This is a genomic window from Pseudomonas sp. Bout1 (assembly GCF_034314165.1).
In the GTDB taxonomy this organism is placed as follows: Bacteria; Pseudomonadota; Gammaproteobacteria; order Pseudomonadales; family Pseudomonadaceae; genus Aquipseudomonas.
Map to the genome: position 1 here is coordinate 137106 of NZ_JAVIWK010000001.1, position 21089 is coordinate 158194.

Genomic DNA, 21089 nt, shown 5'->3' on the forward strand with positions numbered 1-21089 from the left:
GGCTCTGCGAAGTGTAGGAAGTGTTCTTTCGAACTAAGGGTTTAACTGGGCGCTGTTGTACGCTGACCTCCATCGGCCAAGGTCGCTTCGCAGCGCTTTGTGGTCGAAGGAGGCGTCCTGGTTCCACGGAGAATTTACAGCGCGGCGTTCTCTTCAGCCTCTTCAAGACTTTTGAGGTAGCCGGTAATCACCTCCATGCCGCGGGTGAGGTGGTTGCGCAAGGTCAGGATGCTTTCGTCGACCTTCTTTTCAGCCACCAGGCCCAGCAGTTCGCGGTGGTCTTCCTGAGACGTCTTGCCCAGGCCCATGGCTTCGAGGTTGAAGCGCAAGAAACGCTCCTCTTCGTTCAGGCCGTGCTCCACCAGCTTGAGCAACCGCTGATTGCCCGCCTTGCCATACAGCGCCATGTGGAAAAGGCGGTTGAGGCGGCCGATTTCGGTGTAGTCGCTTTCCCGTTCCAGCGCGTCGATAAAGGCGCCGGCCTGGGCAATGTCATCGGGCGTGAGCAGGGGAATCGACAAGCGCAGCGCTTCGGACTCCAGCAGCATGCGCAGCGCATAGGTTTCCGCCGAATGGTCCTCTATCAGCGGCGCCACCACTGCCCCTTTGTGGGTAACCACGTGCAGCAGCGACTGCGCTTCCAGTTGGCGCAAGGCCTCGCGCACCGGCATCCGGCTAACCCCGAACAAGCTGGCCAGCTCTTGTTGGCGCATGGCAGTACCGCAGGGCAAGCGGCCATCCAGGATGGCGTTGCGCAATGTTTCTTCAATCACGGAGCGAGCGAGATGGGCGGGGATAGGCCCGCTGATCTGGATGCTGCTCAAAGGGTTCGGCTTCTGCGTCACGACTACGCTATCCTCCTTTTCAGGCTGAGGTGGCTAATTGGATCCAATGCACACTAGTGATTGTCTACAAGCTTGTCAAACGGGCAAAGTTTCGGCTTGTAAGCGACTCAACAGGGCGTTCCGCACGCCCACAGCCCCCATTTGTCAGGTCTTACAGGCAAAACGTCTGCGCTGCTCATTTTATTCCTGCACATCGCGGCGATAGCGGTATTGCTGCATATCGTTATTCACTAACGGTATTTAAATTGCTGTTCTTATGACTATAAAGTCACTCTCCTGACCCTCCGGGAGTGAACTCATGTGCGCCACCTCTACTGTTCCAACAGCGACCGACACCACCCAAACCTTTGACATCCGCGCATTTTCGGGCAGCGTCGGCGCCGAGATCATTGGCCTGGACCTGACCCGCCCGGTCGGCGACCAAGACTTCGCCCGCATTCACCGCGCGCATCTGGACCATCACGTCGTCGTGTTCCGCGACCAGCGCATCACCCCCGAGCAACAGATCGCCTTCAGCCGCCGCTTCGGTGTGCTGCAAATCCATGTGCTCAAACAATTCCTGCTGGCCAACCACCCGGAGATCCTGATTGTCTCCAACATCATCGAAAACGGCCAATCCATCGGCCTGGGAGACGCGGGCAAGTTCTGGCACTCGGACCTCTCCTATAAAGAACTGCCCAGCCTGGGCTCGATGCTGCATGCCCAGGAGCTGCCATCCGAGGGTGGCGACACGTTGTTTGCCGACATGCACAAAGCCTGGGACAACCTGCCCGAGCCCCTGCGCAAGGCTGTAGAAGGCCGTAGCGCCGCGCATTCATACATCGCACGCTACAGCGAAACCAAGTTCGAAGGTAACTGGCGCCCGACCCTCACCCCCGAGCAACTGGCTCAAGTGGCGCAAGTGGTGCACCCCATCGTGCGGACCCATCCGGAAAATGGCCGCAAAGCGTTGTTCGTCAGCGAAGGCTTCACCACCGGCATCGTCGGCCTGCCGGAGGACGAAAGCCGCGACCTGCTGGCCCAGCTCTACGCCCACAGCGTGCTGCCGGAAAACATCTACCGCCACCAGTGGCAGCCCCACGACATGGTGTTCTGGGACAACCGCTCGCTGATCCACCTGGCGGCCGGCTGCCCGAGCCACCTGCGGCGCAAGCTGTTCCGTACCACTATCCAGGGCGATGCGCCTTTCTGATCCGGAGCCTGACCATGTCCAAGAAAATTCCATTTGCGCGTCTGGCCGCCACGGTTGGCCTGGGCGTCAGCCTGCTGGCCGGCAGCCTCGTCGTACCTGCCGCCGCCCAGGCTGAAGGCGAGATTCGCATCGCCGAGCAGTTCGGCATCGTCTACCTGCTGCTCAACGTGGTGCGCGACCAGAACCTGATCGAGAAATACGGCAAGCAGGAAGGCATCGACATCAAGGTCGACTGGACCCAACTGTCCGGCGGCGCCGCCGTCAACGATGCGCTGCTCTCCGGCTCCATCGACATTGCCGGCGCTGGCGTTGGCCCGCTGTTGACCATCTGGGACCGCACCCACGGCAAGCAGAACGTTAAAGCCGTCGCCTCCCTGGGCAACTTTCCCTACTACCTGGTAAGCAACAATCCCAAGGTCAAGACCATTGCGGACTTCACCGAAAAAGACCGCATTGCGGTACCGGCGGTGGGTGTTTCCGTGCAATCGCGCTTCCTGCAATATGCCGCCGCCAAGCAATGGGGCGACAAGGAGTTCAATCGTCTCGACAAGTACACCGTCGCCGTTCCGCACCCGGATGCCACGGCTGCGCTGATTGCCGGTGGCACCGAACTGACCGGGCATTTCTCCAACCCGCCGTTCCAGGAGCAGGCCCTGACCAACCCGAACGTGCATGTGGTGCTCAACTCCTACGACATCCTCGGCCCGAACTCGCCGACGGTGCTGTTCGCCACCGAGAAATTTCGCAACGACAACCCGAAAACCTACAAGGCATTCGTCGAGGCACTGACCGAAGCGGCGCAGTTCGCCCAGAACGACAAAGGCGCCGCCGCCGACACCTATATCCGCGTGACCAAGGCCAAAATCGACCGCGCCGAGCTGCTGAAAATCATCGACAACCCGCAGTTCGAATTCAGCGTCACGCCTAAAAATACCTACCCGCTGGCGGAATTTCTCTACCGCGTCGGCGCGATCAAAAACAAACCCGAATCGTGGAAGGATTATTTCTTCCAGGACGCCAAGCCGCTGCAAGGGAGCTGACATGAACGCGCCCTTGCAAGGCCACACGGCCAGCAACCCGAAAACCACCGAAGCGCTGCTGGCGGTGGATAAAGTCAGCCTTGAATACCGCACCCCGGAACGGGTCGTGCGGGCCACCCACCAGGTCAGTTTCGAGATCGACCCGGCCGACCGCTTTGTACTGCTGGGGCCTTCGGGCTGCGGCAAGTCCACGCTGCTGAAGTCCATCGCCGGCTTTATCAAACCCTGCGAAGGCGAGATCCGTCTGCTCGGGCAAAAAGTCGAGCAACCGGGCCCGGACCGCATCGTGGTGTTCCAGGAATTCGACCAACTGCCGCCGTGGAAAACCGTCAAGCAGAACGTCATGTTCCCGCTGCTTGCTTCCAAGACTCTCAAGCGTCGCGAGGCCGAAGAGCGGGCGTTGTACTACCTGGAAAAAGTCGGCCTCACCGCGTTTGCCGATGCTTACCCGCACACCCTGTCCGGCGGCATGAAAGCCCGTGTGGCGATCGCCCGGGCCTTGGCCATGCAGCCGAAAATTTTGCTAATGGACGAACCCTTCGCCGCCCTCGACGCGCTGACCCGGCGCAAGATGCAGGAAGAATTATTGCTGCTCTGGGAAGAGGTGCGCTTCACCCTGCTGTTCGTCACCCACTCCATCGAAGAAGCGCTGGTGGTGGGCAACCGCATCCTGTTGCTGTCGCCGCATCCCGGGCGGGTGCGGGCGGAAATCCACAGCCATCAATACGACCTGCATAGCCTCGGCGGTGTGGAGTTCCAGGCTTCGGCGCGGCGCATTCATCGGCTGTTGTTTGATGAAGCGCCCGAGGTGGAAACCGAACTGGGTTTCGCCGATATCCGCATCGCTTATTGAAGGGTTTGCACCATGCGCCAGGAATATGAAATCACGCTTGAACCGTTGCCGGGTGTTCGCGTAGAGCGCGAGTTGCCGTGGCGTCAGCGGTTATGGCAACAAGGCTGGCTGCGTAAAAGCCTGATCCTGATCGTGCTGGCGATCCTCTGGGAAGCGGCAGCCCGTTATCAAAACAATGACCTGCTGCTGCCGAGTTTCCTGCAGACACTCAGTGCGTTCTACGACGGCATGGCCAGTGGCGAGCTGTTGAGCAAGGTCAGCATCTCGCTGGTGGTGCTGATCAAGGGTTATCTGATCGGCATTGTGCTGGCGTTTGCCCTGACCACGCTTACGGTGTCGACCCAACTGGGGCGTGATCTGTTGAGCACCCTGACCTCGATGTTCAACCCGTTGCCGGCGATTGCCTTGCTGCCGCTGGCGCTGCTGTGGTTTGGCCTGGGGCAGAACAGCCTGATCTTCGTGCTGGTGCATTCGGTGTTGTGGGCACTGGCGCTCAACACGTATTCGGGGTTTCTCGGTGTCTCGGAAACCCTGCGCATGGCCGGGCGCAATTATGGCCTCAAGGGCATGCGTTTCGTGCTGTTCATCCTGATCCCGGCCGCGCTGCCGTCGATCCTCGCCGGGTTGAAAATCGGCTGGGCGTTTGCCTGGCGCACGCTGATTGCTGCCGAGCTGGTATTTGGCGCTACCAGCGGCAAGGGGGGGCTTGGCTGGTACATCTTCCAGAACCGCAACGAGCTGTACACCGACAAAGTGTTTGCCGGCCTGGCGGTGGTGATCCTGATCGGGTTGCTGGTGGAGAACCTGGTGTTCGACACCCTTGAGCGCGTCACCGTGAAGCGCTGGGGCATGCAACGCTAGTCACCTGCTGTTCCCTGTAGGAGCGAGCTTGCTCGCGAAAAATGCACAGGCGACGCGCCCCTTCAGGGTGCCCGCGTTATCGGCAACGCTCTTCGCGAGCACGCTCGCTCCTACACAAAAGCCTGCTACGATTGCGCCAAGCTCACTCCCCGCTGGGCACGAGTGCTTGGCATGCAATTACCAGACATGAACCTGTTGGTCGCCCTCGACGCCTTGCTCGACGAGGGCAGCGTGGTGGGCGCCGCACGGCGGATGAACCTGAGCCCGGCCGCCATGAGCCGCACCCTCACGCGCATCCGCGAGGCCGTGGGCGACCCGATTCTGGTGCGCGCCGGTCGCGGCCTCGTGCCCACACCCAAGGCGCTGGAGTTGCAAGGCCAGGTGCGCAACGTAGTGGAGCAGGCGGCGCTGCTGTTCCGCTCGGCGGACGAAGTGGACCTGCGTACCCTGCGCCGTCGGTTCAGCGTGCGCGCCAATGACTTTTTTGTCGGGGTGTATGGCGGCCGGTTGTTCGACACCATGGAGCGCATGGCGCCGCTGTGCGAACTGCGCTTCGTCCCGGAAGGCGACACTGATGATGAAGCCCTGCGTGAAGGCCGGCTGGACCTGCGGGTGGGCAACACCATGCCCATCACCCCGGAAGTGAAGGTGCAGAACCTGTTCACCACCACCTTTGTCGGGCTGGCGCGGGAAGGGCACCCGTTGTTCGATGGGGAAATCACCGCCGAGCGGTTCGCCAGCTATTCCCACATCAGCATTTCCCGGCGCGGCATTGCCCGTGGGCCGATCGACACCGCACTCAATGCCCAGGGCCTGGAGCGTCGAGTCGCAATGATCGCCCCTGGATTTCACGGGGCGATGTTCATGCTGCCCGATTCCGACCTGATCCTTCCGGTGCCCAAGGAAGCGCTCTACAGTGCCAATCGCCTGAAGTTGCCGCTGCGGGCGTTTACCCTGCCAATCTCCCTGCCGACCCTGGTGCTGACTCAAGCCTGGCACCCGCGTTTCGACAAGGACCCCGCCCATAAGTGGCTGCGCGAGACCCTGCGCGAATGCTGCAATGCGACGTGGCAGGAAGCGCAGCCCACGTAAGTCGCAAGTGAGCTCGGTCAATGTGGGAGCTGGCTTGCCTGCGATGCGGGCGACCGGTTTCTCAGGAATAGCGAGGTGATGCCATCGCGGGCAAGCCCGGCTCCCACAGAGATCGCCTATATTTTGATCATTGCGTCTGGTGCACTTATAAGCTTCCTGTAAGTAACTTTTTTGTCATGTGTAAGCCTGATTAAACTGCTCGGGTATTTCCCATTCCGAGTTGTAGTTCATGACCTCCCTCGCTGCTCCCGCACCCCTGGCCGCAGCCAAACCAAGCACCCTCAGCCCGCCCGTCTTCGGCCCACGCATTATCATCGGCCTGGTGGGCGTATTGCTCGCCGTGTTGGTGTCCGGCCTCAACGAGATGGTGACCAAGGTTGCCCTCGCTGACATTCGTGGTGCGATGTACATCGGCTTCGACGAAGGCACCTGGCTGGTGGCCGCGTACACCGCGACGTCGGTGTCGGCGATGGCCTTCGCGCCTTGGTGTTCGGTGACGTTTTCGCTGCGCCGTTTCACGCTCTGCGCCATCAGCTTGTTCACCGTACTCGGCGTGCTGTGTCCGTTCGCGCCGAACTACGAAAGTCTGTTGATCCTGCGCACCGTGCAGGGGCTTGCCGGCGGCGCCTTGCCGCCGATGCTGATGACCGTGGCCCTGCGCTTCCTGCCGGCCAACGTCAAGCTGTACGGCCTGGCGGGCTATGCCCTGACCGCAACCTTCGGCCCAAGCCTGGGTACACCGCTGGCGGCAATGTGGACCGAATACGTCGGCTGGCAATGGGCGTTCTGGCAGATCGTCGGGCCGTGCCTTTTGGCCATGGCGGCCGTGGCTTACGGCCTGCCTCAAGACCCGCTGCGCCTGGAGCGCTTCAAGCAGTTCAACTGGTGCGGCCTGCTGCTGGGGTTCCCCGCCATCTGCATGCTGGTGATCGGCCTGTTGCAGGGCAACCGCCTGGATTGGTTCGAGTCGCCGCTGATTACCTCATTGTTGATCGCAGGCCTGGTGTTGCTGGTGCTGTTCATGATCAACGAGTGGTCGCACCCGATGCCGTTTTTCAAGTTGCAGATGCTGGGGCTACGCAACCTGTCGTTCGCGCTGATCGTGCTCGCCGGGGTGCTGATCGTGCTATTGGCGGTCACCCTCATTCCGTCCAGCTACCTGGCTCAGGTGCAAGGCTACCGTCCGCTGCAAACCGCCCCGGTGATGCTGGTCATGGCGTTGCCGCAGTTGATCGCGCTGCCGTTGGTGGCGGCGCTGTGCAACCTGCGTTGGGTCGATTGCCGCTGGGTATTGGGCATCGGCTTGGGCATGTTGATTCTGTCCTGCGTGGGCGGGGCGCAGCTGACGTCGGCATGGATACGCGATGATTTCTATGGGCTGCAACTGCTGCAAATTTTCGGGCAGCCGATGGCGGTGCTGCCGTTGTTGATGCTCTCCACCGGCAGCATCACGCCACAGGACGGGCCGTTCGCCTCGGCATGGTTCAACACCGTCAAGGGTCTGGCCGCCGTGGTTGCCACGGGCGTGCTCGACGTGCTGACCACTCACCGCCTGCACTTTCACTCGACCATGTTGGTTGACAGCCTGGGCAACTCACCCCTGGCCGACGGCGATACCGCCGGCCTCGCCCATCGGCTGCACCAGCAGGCCGTGGTGCTCACCTCTTCGGATCTCTACTACGTCATGGCCGGTGTCGCGGCGGTGTTGATCCTGCTGATTTTCTGGATGCCGACGCGGATCTATCCGCCCCGCGCGCCGACTTGATTGCTCACTGAGCCAAAAGGATTGCCATGAAACGCAAAGACAAAATCGCCGTAACCGTCATCACCGTGTTCGCCGTGGGTGTGCTGGTTTACCTGCTGGCGCCGGGTGTATTCGGCAGCAAGCGCCAGAGTACCAACGACGCCTTCGTCGCCGCCGACTACACCCTGGTAGCGCCACGCGTGGCCGGTTTCATCAAGGACGTGCTGGTGGAAGACAACCAGCGGGTCAAGGCCGGCCAGTTGCTGGCGCTGATCGATGACCGTGATTTTCGCGCCGCCGCTCAAGCGGCCGACGCCGATACGCTGGTGGCCCGGGCGCAGTTGAAAAACGCCACCGCGACACTCGAGCGCCAAAGCTCGGTGATCGCCCAGGCCCAGGCCACGGTGGCGGCAGACCGCGCCGAAGTGGCGTTTGCCGAACACGAACTGAACCGCTACAACCACCTTGCGGGCGTAGGCGCCGGTACCGTGCAGAACGCCCAGCAAGCCAAGACCCGCATCGACCAGGCCACCGCGCGCCTGGCCAATGCCGCGGCGGTGCTGGCTGCCGAACGCAAGCAGGTGGAAATCCTCAGCGCCCAGCGTGACGCGGCAGACGGCGGCCTGAAGCGCGCACAGGCCGCCCTGGAAATGGCCAGCTATCAACTGTCGTACACGCGCATCGTCGCGCCAGTGGACGGCATGGTCGGCGAGCGGGCGGTGCGGGTCGGCGCCTATGTGACGCCGGGCAGCAAGATCCTCGCCGTGGTGCCGTTGGCCGAGGCCTACGTGGTGGCCAATTTCCAGGAGACCCAACTGTCCCACATGCACGCTGGCCAAGCGGTGGAAGTGCGGGTCGACAGCCTCGACGGCGAAGTGCTCAAGGGGCACCTCGAAAGCCTTGCACCGGCCACCGGCGTGACGTTTGCCTCGGTCAAGCCCGACAACGCCACCGGCAACTTCACCAAGGTGGTGCAGCGCATTCCGGTGAAAATTATCCTGGAGCCCGGCCAGGCGCTGACCGAACGCCTGCGGGTCGGCATGTCGGTGCAAGCCAGCGTCGACACCCACGCGGCGGCCCAGCAACGTGAGGTGGCGCAGCAATGAGACGCCTTGCCTGGTTCACCTTGAGCCTGCTCACCCTGAGTGCCTGCACCGTCGGCCCGGACTTCCAGCGCCCGCAGAACCCTGTCGGCAAATGGACCGAACCCCAGGGCCGACAAGCCGCCAGCCACGCGGTCAACGACCCGCTGCAAGAGCGCTGGTGGGAGGTGTTCCACGACGCGCAACTCACCACGCTTACCCGTCGCGCGCTGACCGATAACCTCGACCTGAAACTTGCCAGCAGTCGCCTGCAACAAAGCCGTGCGGCGCGCCAGGTGATCACTTCCGAGCGCTACCCGACCGTCAACGCCACCGGCGATTACCTGCGCCAACGCAACAGCGCCGATGGCTTGAGCGACGCCTCGGGCAAGAACGGCCGCTCGGCGTTCAACCAGTGGGACATGGGTTTCTCTGCCGCCTGGGAACTGGACTTCTGGGGCCGGGTAAAGCGCGAAACCGAAGCCGCGGATGCCACCTTGCAAGTCGCCGAAAACGACCGCCGTGCCGTGCTGTTGTCAGTGCTGGCGGAAACCGCCCAGGACTACATCCAACTGCGCGGCGTGCAGAACACCCGGGCCGTCACCGAGCAAAACCTCGACGTGGCTCGCCACAGCCTGAAGCTGTCGCAACTGCGCCGGGCCGACGGGGTGGCCACTGACCTGGATGTAGCCGAAGCCGCCGCTCAAGTCGCCGCCATCGAGGCGCGCCTGCCGGACTTGCAGCAGCGCCAGGACCAGTTGATCAACGCTCTGAGCCTGCTGATGGGCGAGCCGCCACAAGCCCTGTATGCCGAGCTGTCCAAGGATGCCGCCGTGCCGCATACCCAGCGCCAGGTCGCCATCGGCCTGCCGTCGCAACTGGCCGAGCGCCGCCCCGATATTCGCCAGGCCGAGGCCCGCTTGCATGCGGCCACCGCCTCCATTGGTGTGGCGAAGGGCGACTTCTACCCGCGCATCGCCCTGTCCGGCAATGTGGGCTCCCAGGCGTTGCAGCTGGCGGATTTCGGCTCGTGGAGTTCGCGTGCATTCGCTTTCGGCCCGCAACTGAGCCTGCCGATTTTCAACGGTGGCCGGCTGCAAGGCATGCTTGATCTGCGCGAAGCCCAGCAACAGGAAGCGGCCCTGGCTTACCAGCAAACCGTATTGCGGGCCTGGCATGAAATCGACGATCAGTTGACCCGCTACAACGCCAGCCAACTGCGCCGCGACAGCCTCGCCGAAGCGGTACGCCAGAACCAGATCGCCCTCACCACCGCGCAGCACCAGTACGTCGAAGGTGTAGTGGACTTCGTCAACGTGCTGACGGTGCAAAGCGCGTTGTTGGCGACCCAGGAGCAATGGGTGGAAAGCTCCACCGGGGTTTCCCTGGCCATGGTCGGGTTGTACAAGGCGTTGGGCGGGGGCTGGGAGTCGGTGTATCCGGAACAGACGGCCGGGCGGTAAACATCCGGCACGCCAGCCCGGTGCCTGCAGTCAACGGACTGTGGGCACTCAAGGATTCTGCAAAAACACCACATACCCCCGAAACCACTCATTCCCTTTTAAATACCCCGGCTCCTCCCATTCCCCACCCTGGATCAACCCAATTTTGAACGCCACCCCCATCCGGTTCATCCGTGGCAGATACGCCGCGTAATCCGGGATGCTGTGGCGGCCCTGGTAGGTTTGCACCACCACTTCATCAATCACGCCCTTGAGTTGTGCGATGGCGGTGGGGTCTGCGTGGCTGCTCCAGTCCATCAGCCCGGTGATGCTCAGGCGCAAGTCCTTGGGCAGGCGCTGGCGCAGGTCGCGCAGGAAGTCGGCGTATTCGTTGAGGTATTGAGTGCGCGCATCAAAGTCGATCTGGATACCCACCACCGGATTACCCGCGTCGCGCCAACGTTGCACCTGGCCGAGCATTTGGCCGTAGACCGACTCGGGCCAATGCAACGTGTGAGCCCGGTACACGACCCAGATTTCGCCTTGGGTGATGCGCGGCACACTCATGCCCTGGGCGATAAATTGCACGCCACGTCGGGGCGCGCGGCGGGTCGAGTTGATCTGGCCCTGGAGGATGTACAGGGTTTTCGCCTGCTTGAGCACCGGCTGCGGCGCGACGCCACTCCACAGCCAGAACGCGTCATGGTCGCGGGCGTCCACCGCGCCGAAGGCCGGGCTCGCCAGCAGCAGGGCCAGCCACAAATGCTTCACGGTTTACCAGTAGTACTGCAGCGATTTGGCCCACTGGGTGTCGGCAAACCCGGTTTTCAGCTGGCGGAACCAGCCTTTGCGCACGGCCTTGTCGACGTCTTCGCCACCGCAGCTGTTATAGCCCGAAGGCCCATAGCAGTTGATGGCGCGAAACAGTGCGTAGGCCTTGTCGTTGTGTGGGGCCTTGGTGTTGCCAATCACCACTTTGTAGCCTTCGAGTCGCGAGAAGGTTTCACCCTTGAAAGGCGAGGCGGTACTGCCCAGGCTGCCGGCGGAGCGCGCTTGCTCCAGCGGCATGCCGTCCAGGCCGTTACGCAGGATGAATTCACCCAGGCAGTTCAGGCCTTTGGGGTTTTCCGGGTCAGCCTGCAGGGTGCTGGCGATTTGCGCGATGTTCGGGCAGGTGTAGCCGGACTCGGCCTTGTCACCGTTCCAGCGAAACAGCGTCAACGACTGGCCGCCGCTGTAGACGTAACCCAGGCTGGTGCCGAGCTTGTCGTCGGGAACCGAGGCGGGCAGTTGTTTCAGGTCCTCGGCGAAGGTCTCGAATTGGCCGCGCAGCAGGTCTTTATAGAGCAGCGTGAATTGCGCGGTCTGGCGCTCGATCGGGTCGCTGGCGTTCGCAAGCTGCTGGCGCAGCAACTCCGGGCCGGCGACGTTGCGCAGCAGGATATAGCGCACCTGCCTGGCGTTAATCGGCGAGTCGGCGGCGAACACCTTGGCCAGTTGGCCGCTGCGCTCGTAGTTCATCGCCAGTGCCAGTTCAAGCTGGTCGCGTTGCAGCGGTTGTTTGGCCAGCGGCAGCAGTTGCAGCCACAACGCCTCGGCGGATTTCCAGTCTTCCCTGGCTTCCAGCGCCAGGCCGCGCAGGGTTTGCTGGCTGAAGGCGAAATAATCGAGATTCGACGGTATGTCTTGTGGCAACAGCTTCAAGGCGCGGTCGGGCTGATGCTCGACGTACACGGCAAACGCCGCTTGCACGTAGGCATATAGCGCCGGTTCCTGAGCAAAAATCGATTTTTGCCCGTCAAGGGCTTCGCGAGTGAGCCTTGGCGGTTCACCTGCGCGCATCCACATCAGGTCGTTGAGGGCCAGGATCAACGGGTTGCCCACCGGTACCGTGGTGCTGGTCAGCAATTTGGTGTCGGCTTCCTGCACCAGTTCATCCAGCGACACGTTGCGCTGGGCATCGGTGGCCTGGGTCAGTTGCCAGGCGAAGTCGTTTGCCAGCTTGTCGGGGTTGGGCGCCAGCCAGTGCACCCGGCGCAGCAGGCCACGGGCGGAGGCGGCGTATTCGCCCTGTGGATAAGTTTTCAGGTACTCATCGAAACCCGTCTCGGCGCGTTGCAGGGCAGACTTATCCACATGCTCAAGCGACGGCGTGCCGTATTCATCGAAGGCATTTTGCTGGGCGTCGTTCAGCGCGGTGCGCGCAGTCATGTATAGCGCCGTTTCCTTGAGCCAGGGCAACGCGCTGGCTGTCAGCCCGGCAAAGCCTTTTTGCGCGTCGCTGAAGCGCCCGCTGTAAAAGTCGCCGGCGGCTTGCAGGTAGACCAGCAATGCCTGGCCATCTGCCGATTTAAGCTGGCCGGCTTCGCTCGCGGCGATGCCATCCGAGGAGCAACTGGCGAGCATCTGCAAGCGCAGTTTGGCCAGCAATTGGCGTTCGGCTTGCGGCACATCGGCTTTCACCGCCTGGCTGATAAACGCGGCGGCGCTGTCGTCGGCGTTGCTGCGGCAACGGCTGCCTTCGCCGGAAAGGAAGGCTTCACCGGCAGTCTTGTAGTCATCGCGCTTGATGCCCAGCGGGTTGAGCAGTTCATCCAGTTCGGCGGTGCGCGAATCGTCGGGCTTGTTGTCGGGCTCATCGGTTGCGGGCGAGAGGCGATACACCGGGAACGGCACCGGGCCAAAGCCTTCGGAAAAGTCCTGCTCGCCCAGGGCATTGGGCGCCAGCGGCATGACGTTCTTGTCTGCCAGCAGCAGCCGCAGGTTCACCCGGCTGTCATTACCCGGGCTCAGGAACGGCAGGTTGCTGCACACGTCCAGGCTGTTGCGCGATACCCGCCAGTCGGGGTAGCACGAGTCATCGGCACTGGCGTGGGTCTGAAAGGGCACGGTGGCGAGCAGTGTCAGTGCCAGGGGTGACAGAAAACCGATACGCATGAAGTGTCCTTGATCCTGAATCCATGGAAGGCAGCAATCATAGCCTGATCCGGCCAAAGCATCGGAGACGCCTCGCGCAAAATTCAGAATTGTCCGATTGGCGGATGGCGGTTCAAATCGCGCAAAACAGCGGGCGAATCGAGGCCTTTTGACCTAGAGTGGCGGGTGTTCGCGCAAGCGTAGGTTTGGAAGTGGGTGAGGAAGTAGAGGTGCGACGCTCTGTGGCGGAACAAGACAACAAGGCCGGGGCATTGCCCGTGCTCAATCCTGGCCTGTGGGAGAATGCCGGCTGGCTGGTTCGGTTGTGGTGGGTGCCGCTGGTGGCATTGGCCATGGCCGTGCGTTTCTATGGTTTGACCGCCTCCGCGATCTGGGGCGATGAAGGCTCAAGCCTGCTGCTCGCCGAGTATTCCCTGGAAGACCTGTGGTTTCACGCCGCCCATGACGTTCACCCGCCGCTGTATTTCTTCATGCTGCGCGGGTGGATCGAGGTGTTTGGCGACAGTGTTTTCTCCCTGCGCAGCATGAGTGCGATCCCCGGTGTGGTCGCCGTGGGCCTGGGAATCTGGCTGACGCGCCTGATTGCGACCCGCCGCGCGGCGGTACTGGCCGGGATCCTGCTGGCGTTGCTGCCCACGGCGGTGCGCTATAGCCAGGAAGTGCGGATGTATTCGCTGCTGGGCGTGTGGCTGCTGGCCGCCACCCTGGCATTGGTGTATTGGGTCCGCCAGCCTGAGCGGTCGCGCTATCTGGTGGCCTATGCGCTGTTGATGACGGCGGCTTTCTATACGCATTACTTCACCGCGTTGTGCGTGCTGGTGCACTGGGCCTGGCTGGTATTGCTGCGCCAGCCACGGGCCGGCGGCTTGCGCCTCGTCACACGTCCGGGCTGGTGGTTGGCCAACGTGATGATTGTGCTGCTGTACTTGCCCTGGCTGCCGAATTTACTGGGCCTGGTGCAGCACACCGAAGAACTCAAGGTGGGCGGTGATATTGGCTGGGAAGACCCGGTCAACCTGTATTCCGTGCCATCAATGGTGTGGCAGTTCCTAATTCAGGACCCGGGCGACCACGTGTGGCGGCCACTGTTTGTCGGTTTTCCGTTGTTGCTGCTGGCGCTGGTGGGCGTAACCGCCTGGCGCGACCAAAGCCGCTATCGCTTTGGCTGGCTGTTGGCGCTGTTCTTCATGCTGCCGGTACTGCTGGTCTATGGGGTTTCGTTTATTTCCCCGGTGTTTATCGAGCGGTATCTCACGGCCTATGCGATGAGTTTGCCGATCATCGTGGCGTTGGCCGTCGACCGTCTGTCACCGCGCCTGCCACTTGTAGCGGCAGCAACCTTCGTGCTGTTCGTCGGGGTCGAGTGGGTGGGCGTGAAGACCAACTCCACCGTTGATGAGCATGATCAATTCAACGTGGTGGTGGAGTTCGTCAATCGCAACTACCAGGAAGATGACCGCATCGTCATCAGCGACATGCTGTGGTACCTGCCCTACGTCTATTACGACGAGACCGACGCCCAGTTGCAGCTTTTCACACCGCCGACCGCCGCGGGCAAATCGACGCGGCCGAACGCCTATGGTTTTGGCACTTTGGTGGAGCAGGATGGCGGGCGAATTTACCTGGATCGCCTGTCGGCATTGCCGGCCGATATCCAGCGTGTGTGGCTGATCAGCGCCGCTGATGGCCCGGATGATTTTGCCCCATTGCCGGCAGGATGGCGCCATCTCAGCCAGCAGGATGGCGGAGGTGCACGGGCCCGACTGTTTGTGCTGTGTAACGCGCCGGCGGGCGTTCACAGGGATGGCTGCGACTAATCGGTGCCACTGCGCAGAGTTTATGTTCGCCTGGGAGGCTAGACTCAGGTGAACCCCTTCTGCAGGAGCACACCATGCAATCCCCAGTCCACAGCTTGCCGTCGTTGTTCAAACAGCTCGGTTTATCGGACGACCCGGTGAGCATCGAGCGTTTTATCGCTGTGCATTCCCCACTCAAACCCGAACTGCACCTGGCAGATGCGTTTTTCTGGACGCCAGGCCAGAGGGCGTTTTTGCGTGAAGAGATTTTGGAGGATGCGGATTGGGCAGAGGTGGTGGACGAGTTGAATTTGTGGTTGAGAGAGGGGCGCGGGGTGTAATCCTGGGCTTAACGCTCTTTAAGAGAATTTCCATGTTGCTACGTCGCCTTTAAATAGACCAGAATAAAGTACTTAATTGAGGTCTTTATTATGCAAAGTGTTCTGGCCGATATGGCTGTCAGTGTTTCCGAGTTGAAAAAAACCCCTCTGCCGTCATGAGCGGCGCTCACGGTGGGGCAGTTGCTGTGCTCAATCACAACCGCGTTATGGGATACATGGTTCCCGCCGATGTTTTCGAGGCGATGATGGAGCGGCTGGACGATCTGGACCTGGCGGATCTGGTTCGCTCTCGCCGCCACGAGACACCCGTGCCAGTGAACCTGGATGACCTATAAACTTGAGTTCCTGCCTTCTGCGCGAAAGGAATGGGACAAGCTGGGGCATACGTTACGCGAGCAATTCAAAAAGAAACTGGCAGAGCGCATCGGGCTGCCCCGAGTCCCTTCAGACTCACTGCATGGGATGCCTGATTGCTACAAAATCAAGTTGCAGGCCTCCGGGTATCGACTGGTGTACCAAGTCATTGAAGAGAGGGTTGTAGTTTCGGTTGTTGCCGTGGTAAGCGTGAACGCAGTGCCGTTTATGAGCGCGCGAAGAAACGTTGAGCGACGGATCACAAAAATCAGAACGAATCTGCTCGCCACCTATCCGCAAATTTGTATCAAAACTTGACTGCTTTGGATCCATCGACCATATTGATAGTTAGCAAACTAACTGTATGCGAAGAGTCCAGTGTCCCAGACCCTCGAACAACTCCAGATGAACATCAGCAGCAGCATGGTGGTAGGTGCCAGGACCTGGCGCAAAATCTGCCAGACCACGCTTGTGAGCTATGGCATCTCCGAAGCCTGCGCCGTGCCGCTGCTGATGATCGGCCGCCTCGGCGACGGTGTGCATCAGGTCAAGGTGGCCCAGGCCGCCGGGATGGAAAGCCCGTCCCTGGTGCGCCTGTTGGACCAGCTGTGCGGCTCCGGCTACGTGTGCCGCACCGAAGACATCCACGACCGCCGCGCCAAGGCCTTGAGCCTCACCGAGCGTGGCCGCGAGCTGGTGCAGGCGGTGGAAGAGCAACTGGTGCGCCTGCGCCGCGAAGTGCTGGCGACCATCGCCCCCGATGACCTGGAAGCTGCTTTGCGTGTACTGCGGGCCTTCGAAGGCGCCAATCAACATCCCATGGTTGTGAGTTCTTGAACGGATTTTTTACCGGCATGCCGCCGGCCAGGGATTGGTTCTACGGCGTCAGGACATTCGCCGCTTCAATGATCGCGTTGTACATCGCCATGTTGATGCAGATGCCGCGTCCATACTGGGCGATGGCCACGGTGTACATCGTTTCCAGCCCGTTTGTCGGCCCTACCAGTTCCAAGGCGCTGTACCGCGCGGTCGGTACCTTCATGGGCGCGGCCGCTGCGGTGTTTTTTGTGCCGATGTTTGTGCAGACGCCCTACGTGCTGGTGGTGGTGATCGCGCTGTGGACCGGGATCCTGTTGTTCCTGTCCCTGCACCTGCGCACTGCCAACAGCTATGCGCTGATGCTGGCCGGCTACACTTTGCCGCTGATCGCCCTGCCGGTGGTGGATAACCCGCTGGCGGTGTGGGATGTGGCCGAAGCGCGTACCGAAGAAATCTTCCTCGGCATCGCCGTGGCGGCGGTGGTGGGGGCGATGTTCTGGCCGCGGCGCCTGGCGCCGGTGTTCGATGACTCGGTCAGCAAGTGGTTCGCCGACGCGCAGGTCTACAGCCAACGCTTTCTCAGCCGTAACGTGCAGCCCGAAGAAATCAGCACCCTGCGCGGCGGCATGGTCGCCACCTTCAACACCCTGGAATTGATGATCGGCCAACTGCCCCACGAGGGCTCGCGGCCGCAAACAGTGCGTAATACCAAGGAACTGCGCGGGCGGATGATCCACCTGCTGCCGGTGATCGACGCACTGGACGACGCCGTGTACGCCCTGGAACACCGCGCCCCGGAACTGCTCGAGCGCTTCACGCCGCTGCTGAACGCCGCCATCGAGTGGCTGGATGGCACGCGACAGGACGCGCCTATCGAACGCTGGCGCGCCTTGCGTGACCAGATCGAAGCCCTGCAACCCGACGCCGAAGCCCTGGACGATCGCCACCAGTTGCTGTTCTCCAACGCCCTGTATCGCCTGGGCGAGTGGGTGGATTTGTGGCAAGACTGCCGCAGCCTGCAGGCCGCTATCCAGTGCGAAAGCCAGGACAGCTGGCGCGCAGTCTACCGCCACTGGCGCCTGGGCCGGCTGACGCCATTTCTCGACCGTGGCCTGATGTTCTACTCGGCGTTTTCCACCGTCACGGCGATCATCGTCGCCTCGGTGCTGTGGATCCTGCTGGGCTGGACCGACGGCGGCAGCGCGGTGATCCTGGCGGCAGTCGCCTGCAGCTTCTTCGCCTCCATGGACGACCCTGCGCCGCAGATCTACCGGTTCTTTTTCTGGACGGCGATGTCGGTGCTGTTCGCCAGCCTGTACCTGTTTCTGGTGCTGCCCAACCTGCACGATTTCCCGATGCTGGTGTTGGCGTTTGCGGTGCCCTTTATCTGCATCGGCACGCTCACGGTACAGCCGCGTTTCTACCTCGGCATGCTGCTGACGCTGGTCAACACCTCGTCGTTCATCAGCATCCAGGGCGCCTATGATGCGGACTTCCTGGCCTTCGCCAACTCCAACCTGGCGGGCCCGGTGGGCTTGTTGTTCGCCTTCGTCTGGACCCTGATCGCCCGGCCGTTCGGCGCCGAACTGGCGGCCAAGCGCCTGACCCGTTTCAGTTGGCGTGACATCGTCACCCTCACCGAGCCTGCGACGTTGGCCGAGCACCGCAAGATGGGCGTGCAAATGCTCGACCGCCTGATGCAACATTTGCCGCGCCTGGCCATGACCGGCCAAGACACCGGCATCGCCCTGCGCGAAGTTCGGGTGGCGCTGAACCTGCTGGACCTGCTGGCGTACTCGCCGCGCATCCTCGGCGTCCCGCGGGTGCTGTTGAATCAGGTGGTGGAAGGCGTCGGCGGTTACTTCAAGGCCTGCCTCAAGGCCGGTGAACGTCTGCCGGCCCCCAGTGGTCTGCTGATGACCCTCGACCGTACCCGCCGCGCCCTCAACGGCCAGGGCCTGCAAGGCGAGGACGAAACCCGCCTGCACTTGCTGCACGCCCTCAGCGGCTTGCGCCTGGCGCTGTTGCCCGGCGTGGAATTTCTTGGCGGCACAGAGATTGAAGCGCCGTTACCCGATGGAGCGCCTTTATGATCGGTGATCTGGATATCAGCGGGGTGTTCCTGCCCACGCTGTTGGTGCTGATGGGCATTACGTATGTGTTGTACCTGGTGGTGCACGGGCTGTTGACCCGCGTCCACTTCTATCGCCTGGTCTGGCACCGGGCATTGTTCAATGTGGGTCTCTACGCTCTGTTGCTGGGCGCAGTGGACTCACTCAGTCGATACCTCATGACATGAAAAAACCTTTTTTGACCATCGGCCGTGTAGTCCTGACGTTATTGGTGGTGACCTTCGCCTGCGTCGTGGTGTGGCGCATGGTGATGTACTACATGTTCGCGCCGTGGACCCGTGACGGTCACATCCGTGCCGACATCGTGCAGATCGCCCCGGACGTGTCCGGGCTGATCCAGCAAGTGGACGTGCGCGACAACCAGTTGGTGGTGCGCGGCCAGGTGTTGTTCTCCGTCGACCAGGACCGCTTCAAGCTGGCCTTGCGCCAAGCTCAGGCCGCTGTGGCCGACCGCCAGGAAACCCTGGCCCAGGCCGTGCGCGAGAACAAGCGTAACCGCGGCCTTGGCAACCTGGTGGCCAGCGAGCAACTGGAAGAAAGCCAGTCCCGCGTGGCCCGTGCCCAATCGGCCCTGGCTGAGTCGCAAGTGGCGGTGGATGCCGCGCAGCTCAACCTGGACCGCTCGGTGATCCGCAGCCCCGTGGACGGCTACATCAACGACCGTGCACCGCGTAACCAGGAGTTCGTGACCGCTGGGCGCCCGGTGTTGTCGGTGGTGGACAGCAACTCCTTCCACATCGATGGTTATTTTGAAGAGACCAAGCTCGATGGCATTCACGTTGGCCAGAGCGTCGACATCCGCGTGATCGGCGACAACGCTCGCCTGCGCGGGCATGTGCAAAGCATCGTGGCCGGGATCGAAGACCGCGACCGCACCAGCGGCTCCAACCTGCTGCCCAACGTCAACCCGGCGTTCAGCTGGGTGCGCCTGGCCCAGCGGATTCCAGTGCGCATCGCGTTTGACGACGTACCGGCAGACTTCCGCATGATTGCCGGGCGTACCGCCACCGTGTCGATCATCGGTGACAAACCCACGTCGGAGAACCAGCCATGAAACGGCTTTTAGCAACCGCCGGGCTGGGGTTGTTGCTGTCGGCCTGCCAAGTGGTGGGGCCCGATTACAAGCTGCCCGACAAGGCGGCCGTGAACCGCGGTGACCTTCAGGGCCAGTTGGCCGGGGAGGGCAACAATGTGGTGTCGGCGCCGGTGCCGGCGGATTGGTGGAAGCTCTATCAAGACCCACGTCTGGATAAACTGGTGGAGCAGGCCATGGCCTCCAACACCGACTTGCGGGTGGCCGCGGCCAACTTGCAGCGCTCGCGCTATCAGGTGCAGCAAGCCGAGTCTGCCGGGGGTTGGAGTGCTGGCGCCAAGGCGGAAGCCCAGCGCCTGCAAGAGTCCGGTGAGGCCTACTTGCTGACGGAAAAAGTCCCGGTGGCGAATATCGGCAGTGCCAGCATCAGCACTTCCTACCAGTTCGATTTGTTCGGCACCTTGCAGCGCGGCATCGAAAGCTCCCAGGCCACTGCCGATGCGGCCCAGGCGGCTGCCGATATCGCCCGCATCACCTTGGTGGCGGATGTGGTGCGCTCCTACACCCAAGTGTGCGCGGCCAACGAAGAGCTGGCGATTGCCAACGAATCACTGGACCTGCAAGCCCAGAGCACGCACCTGACCCAGCGCCTGCGGGACGCCGGGCGCGGCGATGAAACCCAGGTCACCCGTTCGCAAACCCAATACAAATCCTTGCGCGCCGAAATGCCGCGTTATGAAGCACTGCGCCAGGCCGGGTTGTTCCGCCTGTCGATGTTGCTGGCCAAGCCGCTGAATCAACTGCCGGCCGGCACCGCCCAATGCGCCGAGCTGCCGCATATCGCGCAGTTACTGCCGGTAGGCGACGGCGCCACGCTGCTCAAGCGCCGCCCTGATGTGCGCCAGGCCGAACGCCAACTGGCGGCTGCCACCGCACGCATCGGTGTGGCCACCGGCGCGCTGTACCCGGATATCAGCATCGGCGCCACCGTGGGCACCGTCGGTATCCTGGATGACCTGGGCACGCCGGCCACCAACCGTTGGGGCTTTGGCCCGCTGATCAGCTGGACGCTGCCGACCAACGGTGCACGAGCGCGCATCCACGAAGCCGAAGCCGCGACCCAGGGCGCCCTGGCGCACTTTGACGGCGTGGTGCTCAACGCCATCCGCGAAACCCAGACGGGCCTGGCGCAATACACCGCGCAACTGCAACGCCGCGACGCGTTGGCCGATGCCGGCGCGTCGGCCAAAGAGGCGGCAGAGCAGACACACCGGTTCTTCCAGGCCGGCCGTGCGTCGTTCCTGGCCGACCTGCAAGCCACTCGCACCTACACCGATGTGCGGGCGCAGTTGGCAGCGGCAAACACTCAGGTTGCCATGAGCCAGATCGATTTGTTCCTGGCCCTGGGCGGCGGCTGGGAAAGTGGACGAACGCAAGCCACACAAGCCAGCAAACCCTGAGCTGATTGCTATGCTTTGAACAGCAGGCTGCCGTGACGGCCTGCTGGTCACTGCTCGCGTTTGCTC

18 protein-coding genes and 2 pseudogenes are annotated in these 21089 nt (G+C 62.2%); 17 read left to right on the plus strand and 3 right to left on the minus strand.

Annotation, left to right across the window (positions count from 1 at the left end; translation table 11 throughout):
- Positions 1 to 134 precede the first annotated feature (134 nt).
- Positions 135 to 845: a GntR family transcriptional regulator gene (locus RGV33_RS00655; protein ID WP_322142691.1), complete on the minus strand. Its 711-nt coding sequence runs from the start codon at positions 843 to 845 to the stop codon at positions 135 to 137.
- A gap of 298 nt (positions 846 to 1143) precedes the next feature.
- Here RGV33_RS00655 and RGV33_RS00660 point away from each other — a divergent pair, with 298 nt between their 5' ends.
- The 8 genes from RGV33_RS00660 to RGV33_RS00695 all read left to right on the plus strand — a co-directional run bounded on the left by RGV33_RS00660 (position 1144) and on the right by RGV33_RS00695 (position 10172).
- Entirely contained in the window at positions 1144 to 2037 is an 894-nt protein-coding gene (locus RGV33_RS00660; protein ID WP_322142692.1) for a TauD/TfdA family dioxygenase, read from the plus strand.
- 14 nt (positions 2038 to 2051) lie between these two features.
- A complete protein-coding gene (locus RGV33_RS00665) occupies positions 2052 to 3077 on the plus strand; it encodes an ABC transporter substrate-binding protein (protein WP_322142693.1) in 1026 nt (341 codons plus the stop codon).
- Between the two features lies 1 nt (position 3078).
- Positions 3079 to 3930 carry an ABC transporter ATP-binding protein gene (locus RGV33_RS00670; RefSeq protein ID WP_322142694.1) on the plus strand — a complete coding sequence of 284 codons (852 nt, stop codon included), beginning with the start codon at positions 3079 to 3081 and terminating at the stop codon, positions 3928 to 3930.
- A 12-nt stretch (positions 3931 to 3942) separates the two neighbouring features.
- Positions 3943 to 4791: an ABC transporter permease gene (locus tag RGV33_RS00675; RefSeq protein WP_322142695.1), complete on the plus strand. Its 849-nt coding sequence runs from the start codon at positions 3943 to 3945 to the stop codon at positions 4789 to 4791.
- A 171-nt stretch (positions 4792 to 4962) separates the two neighbouring features.
- Positions 4963 to 5883: a LysR family transcriptional regulator gene (locus RGV33_RS00680; protein ID WP_322142696.1), complete on the plus strand. Its 921-nt coding sequence runs from the start codon at positions 4963 to 4965 to the stop codon at positions 5881 to 5883.
- A 229-nt stretch (positions 5884 to 6112) separates the two neighbouring features.
- A complete protein-coding gene (locus tag RGV33_RS00685) occupies positions 6113 to 7648 on the plus strand; it encodes an MFS transporter (RefSeq protein WP_322142697.1) in 1536 nt (511 codons plus the stop codon).
- Between the two features lie 26 nt (positions 7649 to 7674).
- Positions 7675 to 8733 (plus strand): HlyD family secretion protein, encoded by a 1059-nt coding sequence (locus tag RGV33_RS00690; RefSeq protein ID WP_322142698.1) that lies wholly within the window; start codon positions 7675 to 7677, stop codon positions 8731 to 8733.
- Positions 8730 to 10172, plus strand: coding sequence for an efflux transporter outer membrane subunit (locus tag RGV33_RS00695; protein WP_322142699.1), 1443 nt, complete (start codon positions 8730 to 8732; stop codon positions 10170 to 10172). Before RGV33_RS00690 ends, RGV33_RS00695 begins: the two co-directional genes overlap by 4 nt.
- 48 nt (positions 10173 to 10220) lie before the next feature.
- Here the strand turns inward: RGV33_RS00695 and RGV33_RS00700 are convergent, their stop codons facing one another.
- Both RGV33_RS00700 and RGV33_RS00705 read right to left on the minus strand, forming a co-directional pair.
- Positions 10221 to 10922: a DUF3142 domain-containing protein gene (locus tag RGV33_RS00700; RefSeq protein ID WP_322142700.1), complete on the minus strand. Its 702-nt coding sequence runs from the start codon at positions 10920 to 10922 to the stop codon at positions 10221 to 10223.
- Between the two features lie 3 nt (positions 10923 to 10925).
- Complete coding sequence (locus tag RGV33_RS00705) at positions 10926 to 13088, minus strand: outer membrane assembly lipoprotein YfiO (RefSeq protein WP_322142701.1); 2163 nt, start codon at positions 13086 to 13088, stop codon at positions 10926 to 10928.
- A 209-nt stretch (positions 13089 to 13297) separates the two neighbouring features.
- Between RGV33_RS00705 and RGV33_RS00710 the strand changes: the two genes are divergently transcribed.
- The 9 genes and pseudogenes from RGV33_RS00710 to RGV33_RS00750 all read left to right on the plus strand — a co-directional run bounded on the left by RGV33_RS00710 (position 13298) and on the right by RGV33_RS00750 (position 21023).
- Complete coding sequence (locus RGV33_RS00710) at positions 13298 to 14905, plus strand: glycosyltransferase family 39 protein (RefSeq protein WP_322142702.1); 1608 nt, start codon at positions 13298 to 13300, stop codon at positions 14903 to 14905.
- 74 nt (positions 14906 to 14979) lie between these two features.
- On the plus strand, positions 14980 to 15225 hold the full coding sequence (locus RGV33_RS00715) for a DUF2789 domain-containing protein (protein WP_322142703.1): 246 nt from the start codon (positions 14980 to 14982) through the stop codon (positions 15223 to 15225).
- 90 nt (positions 15226 to 15315) lie between these two features.
- Positions 15316 to 15560, plus strand: a pseudogene (locus RGV33_RS00720) (type II toxin-antitoxin system Phd/YefM family antitoxin).
- Positions 15550 to 15830: pseudogene (locus RGV33_RS00725) on the plus strand (type II toxin-antitoxin system RelE family toxin). The pseudogenes RGV33_RS00720 and RGV33_RS00725 overlap by 11 nt, the downstream one beginning before the upstream one ends.
- A gap of 154 nt (positions 15831 to 15984) precedes the next feature.
- Positions 15985 to 16416: a MarR family winged helix-turn-helix transcriptional regulator gene (locus RGV33_RS00730; RefSeq protein ID WP_322148591.1), complete on the plus strand. Its 432-nt coding sequence runs from the start codon at positions 15985 to 15987 to the stop codon at positions 16414 to 16416.
- Positions 16413 to 18491: an FUSC family protein gene (locus RGV33_RS00735; protein ID WP_322142704.1), complete on the plus strand. Its 2079-nt coding sequence runs from the start codon at positions 16413 to 16415 to the stop codon at positions 18489 to 18491. Before RGV33_RS00730 ends, RGV33_RS00735 begins: the two co-directional genes overlap by 4 nt.
- Positions 18488 to 18697, plus strand: a complete 210-nt coding sequence (locus RGV33_RS00740; protein ID WP_003218193.1) for a DUF1656 domain-containing protein — start codon at positions 18488 to 18490, stop codon at positions 18695 to 18697. Before RGV33_RS00735 ends, RGV33_RS00740 begins: the two co-directional genes overlap by 4 nt.
- The gene (locus RGV33_RS00745; protein ID WP_258343091.1) at positions 18694 to 19584 is read left to right on the plus strand and encodes an efflux RND transporter periplasmic adaptor subunit; all 891 of its coding nucleotides are present in this window, start codon (positions 18694 to 18696) and stop codon (positions 19582 to 19584) included. The genes RGV33_RS00740 and RGV33_RS00745 overlap by 4 nt, the downstream gene beginning before the upstream one ends.
- A complete protein-coding gene (locus RGV33_RS00750) occupies positions 19581 to 21023 on the plus strand; it encodes an efflux transporter outer membrane subunit (protein WP_322142705.1) in 1443 nt (480 codons plus the stop codon). Before RGV33_RS00745 ends, RGV33_RS00750 begins: the two co-directional genes overlap by 4 nt.
- Positions 21024 to 21089 lie beyond the last annotated feature (66 nt).

What these genes read in the sequence shown, in the direction of transcription:
- RGV33_RS00660 (WP_322142692.1), top strand. Translation starts at nt 1,144, where the DNA reads ATGTGCGCCACCTCTACTGTTCCAACAGCGACCGACACCACCCAAACC.
- RGV33_RS00665 (WP_322142693.1), top strand. Translation starts at nt 2,052, where the DNA reads ATGTCCAAGAAAATTCCATTTGCGCGTCTGGCCGCCACGGTTGGCCTG.
- RGV33_RS00670 (WP_322142694.1), top strand. Translation starts at nt 3,079, where the DNA reads ATGAACGCGCCCTTGCAAGGCCACACGGCCAGCAACCCGAAAACCACC.
- RGV33_RS00675 (WP_322142695.1), top strand. Translation starts at nt 3,943, where the DNA reads ATGCGCCAGGAATATGAAATCACGCTTGAACCGTTGCCGGGTGTTCGC.
- RGV33_RS00680 (WP_322142696.1), top strand. Translation starts at nt 4,963, where the DNA reads ATGCAATTACCAGACATGAACCTGTTGGTCGCCCTCGACGCCTTGCTC.
- RGV33_RS00685 (WP_322142697.1), top strand. Translation starts at nt 6,113, where the DNA reads ATGACCTCCCTCGCTGCTCCCGCACCCCTGGCCGCAGCCAAACCAAGC.
- RGV33_RS00690 (WP_322142698.1), top strand. Translation starts at nt 7,675, where the DNA reads ATGAAACGCAAAGACAAAATCGCCGTAACCGTCATCACCGTGTTCGCC.
- RGV33_RS00695 (WP_322142699.1), top strand. Translation starts at nt 8,730, where the DNA reads ATGAGACGCCTTGCCTGGTTCACCTTGAGCCTGCTCACCCTGAGTGCC.
- RGV33_RS00705 (WP_322142701.1), bottom strand. Translation starts at nt 13,088, where the DNA reads ATGCGTATCGGTTTTCTGTCACCCCTGGCACTGACACTGCTCGCCACC.
- RGV33_RS00715 (WP_322142703.1), top strand. Translation starts at nt 14,980, where the DNA reads ATGCAATCCCCAGTCCACAGCTTGCCGTCGTTGTTCAAACAGCTCGGT.
- RGV33_RS00730 (WP_322148591.1), top strand. Translation starts at nt 15,985, where the DNA reads ATGAACATCAGCAGCAGCATGGTGGTAGGTGCCAGGACCTGGCGCAAA.
- RGV33_RS00740 (WP_003218193.1), top strand. Translation starts at nt 18,488, where the DNA reads ATGATCGGTGATCTGGATATCAGCGGGGTGTTCCTGCCCACGCTGTTG.
- RGV33_RS00745 (WP_258343091.1), top strand. Translation starts at nt 18,694, where the DNA reads ATGAAAAAACCTTTTTTGACCATCGGCCGTGTAGTCCTGACGTTATTG.
- RGV33_RS00750 (WP_322142705.1), top strand. Translation starts at nt 19,581, where the DNA reads ATGAAACGGCTTTTAGCAACCGCCGGGCTGGGGTTGTTGCTGTCGGCC.